The sequence below is a fragment of the Bacteroidota bacterium genome (genome assembly GCA_018831055.1).
In the GTDB taxonomy this organism is placed as follows: Bacteria; Bacteroidota; Bacteroidia; order Bacteroidales; family B18-G4; genus M55B132.
On record JAHJRE010000213.1, the window covers coordinates 1 to 6,330 of the forward strand.

The following is a 6,330-nucleotide window of genomic DNA, read 5'->3' on the forward strand; positions in this document are numbered from 1 at the left end:
ATTAGGAGTGTTCAAAACAAACTAAGCAACAATAAAAGTTCTTTGCAATTTTTAAAATAATTAGGTTGCTAACAAATATATGATAGATATTAACTATAAACTTCTTAAATATTTCATAAAAACATGGATATCAACATTTAAAATGGTTGTGTGTTGGTAAATTAATTTAACATGTAAGCAGATATAATTCAATTTCCTTATACTTTTATACTGATTTAATCTATGTATGAAGTTTAAGGAAGACGGTATCGGTGCAAGTGATTTGATCAAGCTCATCCCAGATGAACTACTACTTGATCTGGCTGCTGAAACTAACGTAGATTATCAAGTAAAAAAGTTATACGGCCGTAATGTATTCAACTTATTGCTATTTGGACTATTAGAGAATGAACGAATAGGCTTACGATCGCTGGAAGACTTTTACAACTCCAGAAAATTCAGGGCTTTGTTTAAATTGCCGGGGACCATGCCTACGGCTAAATTTAACTCTTTTTCGGCAAGGTTGGCCAAAATGAATGTGGATTTTTTTTCGAAGGCTTATGAAGCCATCTATGAGCAATGCAGCCATCTATATGATGAATCGACACTGTCATTACACTACAAAATAACCAGAGTAGACTCTACGATGGTTTGTCAAACTGCAGCCAAACTTGAAGAGGGTATGAATGTAGGCATGAAAAAAAATGGTAAAAAACAGGTTAAATACACAGTTAGTTTAACCAATATGTTCCCTAGTAGTGTTGAAGTATATACCAAGCAAAAGCACTTGAGCGAAAACCAGACCATTCCCCAAGCTATCCTTAAGTTAGTAGATAAAAGTAAAGACAATATCTTTGTTTTTGACCGGGGTGTTTCAAAACGAAAAGCTTTCTGTGAACTGGATCAAAATGATTTTTTGTTCGTTACCAGATTAAAAGTGGATTCTAGATACATTGTCTTAAATGACATGGATACATCTTTGGGAATTGTGGTAAGGAATTTGACTGTTCTCAAAGATCAACGAGTGTATTTGTATCGATCAGGGGATCACGTTGTTGAAAATGAATTTCGATTGATTCAGACGCAAGATGAAAAAGGAAGGCAATTTTGGTTTCTGACGAATCATTTTGACTTGAAATGCAAAGAAATCATTGAAATTTATAAACATAGATGGGATATTGAAGTATTTTTCCGTTTCCTTAAGCAGGAATTAAACTTTGCTCACTTGATAAGTGTCAATGTGAATGGGATTAAAATCCTCCTTTATATGACTTTAATTCTTGCTATGCTCATCCTTATTTACAAAAAAATAAACGGGTTTGGCTACAAAACTGCCAAAAGGCGATTTGCTATGGAATTAGAATATATGATAGATGATTACATGATTATCCAAAGTGGAGGTGATCCAAATACATTTTTTCGATAACGAAAACAGATGTGTTTAAACACTTTTTAATCCCTAAACTTTCAAACTAATGACTCAAAAAAATATACACTTACAAGGTTTTGAACACTCCTAATCTGCGATCTGCGATCTGCGATCTTAGATCTTCGATTTTCTTCCCGCTTCTTTCAAGGCACGGTCTATGATCCACTCGATCTGCCCGTTTACGGAACGGAATTCATCGGCAGCCCACTTTTCAAGCCGCTCCATCATTTCAGGATTCAAACGAAGAACGAATGGCTTTTTGTTCGACATAAAAACTATTGATGTAAGGTACCTGTGTTTACAACCGGTGTAACATCCTTATCGGCGCAAAGGACAACCATCAGGTTGCTGACCATGGTGGCCTTGCGTTCTTCATCCAGTTCAATGATCTCTTTCTTCGATAGTTCCTGAAGAGCCATTTCTACCATCCCAACTGCACCTTCAACAATCTTTATCCTTGCTGCAACAATAGCAGAAGCCTGCTGCCTCCTGAGCATGGCACTGGCTATCTCTGAAGCATAAGCCAGATAACTGATGCGGGCCTCCATTACATGGATTCCTGCTATACCCAAACGCTCACGTAATTCATCTTCCAACACCTGATTGACTTCCTCCCCCCCTGAACGCAAAGTGATCTCCGCCTGCTCGTCATCATAATTGTCGTAAGGATAGTGCCCGGCAAGCTTACGGATAGCAGCCTCACTCTGAATATCCACAAAATGAATGTAGTCATCAACATCAAATGCAGCCTTAAAAGTTTCCTCAACCTTCCATACTAAAACTATCCCAATCATGATTGGATTTCCCACCTTGTCATTAACCTTGATGGGCTCGCTGTTCAGGTTCCTGGCCCTTAATGAGATCTTCTTCTTCGTAAAAAACGGATTCACCCAGAAAAATCCATTATTCTTGACTGTGCCCTTGTATTTCCCAAATAAAACCAAGACCATCGATTCATTCGGATTCACAATGAAAAAACCGGGAAGCAGGAACAATCCCAGTCCTACAACAATGAACAACAAAAACTGCTGATAAAAGATCATAAAAATTACCGGAGCGATGATCATTAGCAGATCAATAAACAATGCCAGATAACCATTGGTTGGCAAATACTTCTTTTCCATGGTAATAAATTTAAATTAATTGCACTATAATATCATTTTGATATCGCAAAAGTAATGATAAAAAAATGCTTTGTCAAGTTCTTTTTTATCAATTTCGACTATTTTTGCCGCAAATCTCCTATCATTGATATTCGCAAAGAACAAATACCTTCATCTTTTCTTCGATCTTGATCGGACTATCTGGGATTTTGACCGTAATTCACTGGAAACCTTCCGGGATATTTTCCTGAAATTCGATCTTAAATCTAAAGGCATTCCCGGACTGGAAGAATTCAGGACTGTATTCAAGGAGCATAATGATATGTTATGGAGTTATTACAGGAAGGGAGAAATTAAAAAAGAAGTCCTGAGTGTACGAAGGTTCGAAATGACATTGAATTCGTTCGGCATTGATGATTTATTGCTTGCCGCGATGATTGCCGATGACTATCTTACCATCAGGCATGACCGTATCTTCCTGTTCCCGCATGCGCATGAAACTCTGGAATACCTTCATCATAAGTATGACCTTCATATCATTACCAATGGCTTTGAGGAGGTTCAGTTTGCCAAATTAAGTATGGCGGGGCTGGGCTGCTATTTTCGTACGGTGACCACTTCCGAAGAAGCCGGCGTTAAAAAGCCCGATCCTTTCATTTTTGAGCTGGCCATGCACAAGGCAGGAGCCCTTTATCACAACAGTATCATGATAGGAGATGATGTGGAGGTTGACATCCTGGGGGCCCGGAACGCAGGGATGGACCAGATACACTTTAATTACCACAAGGAAGAAAACCACGCAGGGGCAAATCTTGAAATTGAAGATCTGAAGGAATTAACAAAATTCTTTTAAGAGATCTTGGCAATCAGATCGATATTTCCTCTTACTTTCTGATGAAGTTTCACCTTGATATCGGTTTTCAAAGGAAGAAGAATATCTACTCTTGAACCAAAACGAATGATTCCTAGTTCATCTCCCTGAGTAAAACTTCCATTCGGTCTTGCATTACAAACGATCCTTCTGGCCATAACTCCGGCAATCTGCCTGACCATGATCTCGCGTCCCTTTTCATCAGAAAGTACCACAGTGGTCATTTCATTCATTAATGATGATTTTGGCCGGAAAGCCGGAATATGTAACCCCTCATGGTGTTTCAAATACCTTACTTTTCCGCTGATAGGGAAAAAATTCACATGAACGTCGAAAATAGACATAAACACGGAAACCTGAATGCGTTTATCGTTAAAGTACTCCGGCACCATTACCTCTTCAATGGCGACAACAGTCCCATCAGCTGCACTATATACCGAATCTTTTTCAGGAACCAAAACACGTATTGGGCGCCGGAAAAACCTGACAACAAAAAACATAAAGAGGAGAGCAGCAATATAGAGACATATCTTCATCCAGGAGGTAAGCGGCAACAAATGCAATAAAGACAAAAGGATTATAACACCGGTCAGGGTAATCAGAATGGGTTTGATGCCGGCTTTATGCAATCTCATTCTACAGGAAAAGCTTTAAATAGACAAATACTGCAGGTGCAGAAAACAATACGCTATCGAAACGATCAAGCACGCCACCGTGGCCGGGGAAAATGTTACCTGTGTCCTTAACATTGGCATAGCGTTTAATCATGGATTCGGCTAAATCACCCAAACTTCCCATTGCAATTATGATCAGGGCAATTACCAACCAATGGAAAACACCTTTAGGGCAAACGAATTGATTAACCAATAATGCACCCCCCAGTGTAATGACGGCGCCTGTAATCATTCCTTCCCAGGTTTTGCGGGGTGAAATTTCGGGCGATAGACGATGTTTTCCAAAAATCCTTCCTCCCAGGTAGGCAAAAATATCATAAAGCCATTGTATCAGGAAGAAACCCATTATTAAACCGGCAGCAAACCACTCGCTTTGAGGTTCATAAAAGAAATTCAACAGGCCAAAGGGCATAGCGATATAAACAATGCCTAAAAATGTCATCCCGGCTCCCTCAAACGAATACTTTCCTCCCGAGAACAAGGCAAGTATCATTATAAATATAAGGATCAGTATATTAACAATAAGGATCAGAGGTGATGTGAAATCAAGTGCTGAGGCAGATACGGTCAGATACAGGATCATCCCTGCAAACATTCCAAACCACTTATATATTCCCGTTTTCTGTACATTCATCATCCTGAAAAATTCGTACAGACCCAATAAAGTAAATACCAGGAAAAGAAGAGCAAAAGGATATGGGCTCCATGCAACAGATCCAAGCACTGCTAAGACAAAAAATATACCTGTTATCGTTCTTAAAACTATATTGCTCATACTTCTCATATCCCAAACATTCGACGGTAAAGCCCGGCAAATTTCTGATTTATGTATCAATCAAAAAAACAAATAATTCTCTTGGGCCATGGGCGCCCATTACAAGCGTTTTTTCAATATCTGCTGTCCGGCTTGGTCCGGTGATAAAGGAAACCATAGATGGTAAAGCTCCCCGATATTTTTGTTGAAGGCCCGCCATGGCGTCACGTATCTCCATTACTATTTGTGATGTAAACGCAAGAACAATATGAGAATCGGGTATAATATGCGCTTTTCGCCCGGATCCCGTTTTGGAAGAAACCACAACCGAACCAAAACGGGCTACAAGATATTCGCAACGTGTGATACCTGCTTTTGCCTCCACCTGATGAGTTTCGCTGAAACGGTAAGGAATGTGAGCATCCTTAAGCAGCTTTTGCAAACTCTTGTCCTGACAAAATATATATTCCCACTCCATTTGCTCAGCCAATCCCTTTAACCCTTTTTGAAAATCACTCACTCCGGCACAATAATAAAACTTACCCCCAGCATTATTAAGGGATTCAGCAAAAGTCACGCTAAGGTCATCAGCTATTTTATGGTAAACCGGCCTGGTAGTAGCCTGGCCTTTTTCAGTTGCAGCAACTTTATTAATTAAAGCATTGCGAATGCTTGTCAGAATTTTCTCCCTGGGTGAGCTTTCACGCATAATTTTAATCTTATCAGGAAGCTATATTTTCTGATGATGGTTCATTTTCGGGTTCGTCGGCAATCTTTTTCTCTTCAAAATGCCGTTTACCATAAATCTCTTCAAGATCTTCACTGAAAATAACCTCCTTTTCCAGTAATCTTCCCGCAAGTTTTTTCAGTTTGTCCTTGTTTTCCTGAAGAATACGCAAAGCATTCTGATAGGCCTCTTCCACCATCAGCTTAATTTCCTTATCGATGAGTTCGGCAGTTTTCTCGCTGAAAGGCTTATGCAGGGAGTATTCCTGCTGCCCTGTAGAATCATAATAACTCACATTTCCAACCTTTTCATTGAGTCCAAAGTACACAATCATATTGTATGCCTGCTTGGTAACTTTCTCAAGATCATTGAGGGCTCCTGTCGAAACCTTTCCGAAAATCACCTGCTCAGCAGCACGACCTCCCAGGGCGGCAGTCATTTCATCCAACATTTGATCCGTGGTAGTTATCTGCCTTTCTTCAGGAAGATACCAGGCGGCTCCAAGTGCCTTTCCTCTGGGTATGATGGTTACCTTTACCAGGGGATGAGCATGCTCCAGGAGCCAGCTTACTGTAGCGTGGCCCGCTTCGTGAAATGCTATCACCTTTTTCTCACTCTGTGAAATGATCTTATTCCTCTTTTCCAATCCACCGATGATCCGGTCGATGGCATCCATAAAATCCTGTTTATCAATCGTCTCTTTATCTCTTCTCGCGGCAATCAGTGCAGCTTCATTACAAACATTGGCAATGTCGGCCCCCGAGAATCCCGGTGTCTGTTTTGCCAGGAATTC

8 protein-coding genes are annotated in these 6,330 nt (G+C 40.1%); 2 read left to right on the top strand and 6 right to left on the bottom strand.

Annotated elements, in window-relative coordinates; genetic code table 11:
• Window positions 1-226 precede the first annotated feature (226 nt).
• Complete coding sequence (locus KKA81_14160) at window positions 227-1,405, top strand: IS4 family transposase (GenBank protein ID MBU2652069.1); 1,179 nt, start codon at window positions 227-229, stop codon at window positions 1,403-1,405.
• Window positions 1,406-1,522: 117 nt separating this feature from the next.
• On the opposite strand, the gene KKA81_14165 is transcribed toward KKA81_14160, so the two are convergent.
• Window positions 1,523-1,678 carry an Arc family DNA-binding protein gene (locus KKA81_14165; protein MBU2652070.1) on the bottom strand — a complete coding sequence of 52 codons (156 nt, stop codon included), beginning with the start codon at window positions 1,676-1,678 and terminating at the stop codon, window positions 1,523-1,525.
• 5 nt (window positions 1,679-1,683) lie between these two features.
• On the bottom strand, window positions 1,684-2,532 hold the full coding sequence (locus KKA81_14170; GenBank protein ID MBU2652071.1) for an SPFH domain-containing protein: 849 nt from the start codon (window positions 2,530-2,532) through the stop codon (window positions 1,684-1,686).
• A gap of 124 nt (window positions 2,533-2,656) precedes the next feature.
• Here KKA81_14170 and KKA81_14175 point away from each other — a divergent pair, with 124 nt between their 5' ends.
• Complete coding sequence (locus tag KKA81_14175; protein MBU2652072.1) at window positions 2,657-3,364, top strand: YjjG family noncanonical pyrimidine nucleotidase; 708 nt, start codon at window positions 2,657-2,659, stop codon at window positions 3,362-3,364.
• Here KKA81_14175 and KKA81_14180 read toward each other — a convergent pair.
• The 4 genes from KKA81_14180 to KKA81_14195 all read right to left on the bottom strand — a co-directional run.
• Window positions 3,361-4,017: a phosphatidylserine decarboxylase family protein gene (locus KKA81_14180; GenBank protein MBU2652073.1), complete on the bottom strand. Its 657-nt coding sequence runs from the start codon at window positions 4,015-4,017 to the stop codon at window positions 3,361-3,363. The genes KKA81_14175 and KKA81_14180 overlap by 4 nt on opposite strands.
• A gap of 1 nt (window position 4,018) precedes the next feature.
• On the bottom strand, window positions 4,019-4,840 hold the full coding sequence (locus KKA81_14185; GenBank protein ID MBU2652074.1) for a phosphatidate cytidylyltransferase: 822 nt from the start codon (window positions 4,838-4,840) through the stop codon (window positions 4,019-4,021).
• 40 nt (window positions 4,841-4,880) lie between these two features.
• Window positions 4,881-5,519 carry an LUD domain-containing protein gene (locus tag KKA81_14190; GenBank protein ID MBU2652075.1) on the bottom strand — a complete coding sequence of 213 codons (639 nt, stop codon included), beginning with the start codon at window positions 5,517-5,519 and terminating at the stop codon, window positions 4,881-4,883.
• Window positions 5,520-5,532: 13 nt separating this feature from the next.
• Window positions 5,533-6,330 (bottom strand): ATP-dependent metallopeptidase FtsH/Yme1/Tma family protein (locus KKA81_14195; GenBank protein MBU2652076.1); only part of this gene is annotated, 798 nt, incomplete at its 5' end.

Coding starts and splice junctions, on each gene's coding strand:
- KKA81_14160 (MBU2652069.1), top strand. CDS start 227: ATGAAGTTTAAGGAAGACGGTATCGGTGCAAGTGATTTGATCAAGCTC.
- KKA81_14165 (MBU2652070.1), bottom strand. CDS start 1,678: ATGTCGAACAAAAAGCCATTCGTTCTTCGTTTGAATCCTGAAATGATG.
- KKA81_14170 (MBU2652071.1), bottom strand. CDS start 2,532: ATGGAAAAGAAGTATTTGCCAACCAATGGTTATCTGGCATTGTTTATT.
- KKA81_14180 (MBU2652073.1), bottom strand. CDS start 4,017: ATGAGATTGCATAAAGCCGGCATCAAACCCATTCTGATTACCCTGACC.
- KKA81_14185 (MBU2652074.1), bottom strand. CDS start 4,840: ATGAGAAGTATGAGCAATATAGTTTTAAGAACGATAACAGGTATATTT.
- KKA81_14190 (MBU2652075.1), bottom strand. CDS start 5,519: ATGCGTGAAAGCTCACCCAGGGAGAAAATTCTGACAAGCATTCGCAAT.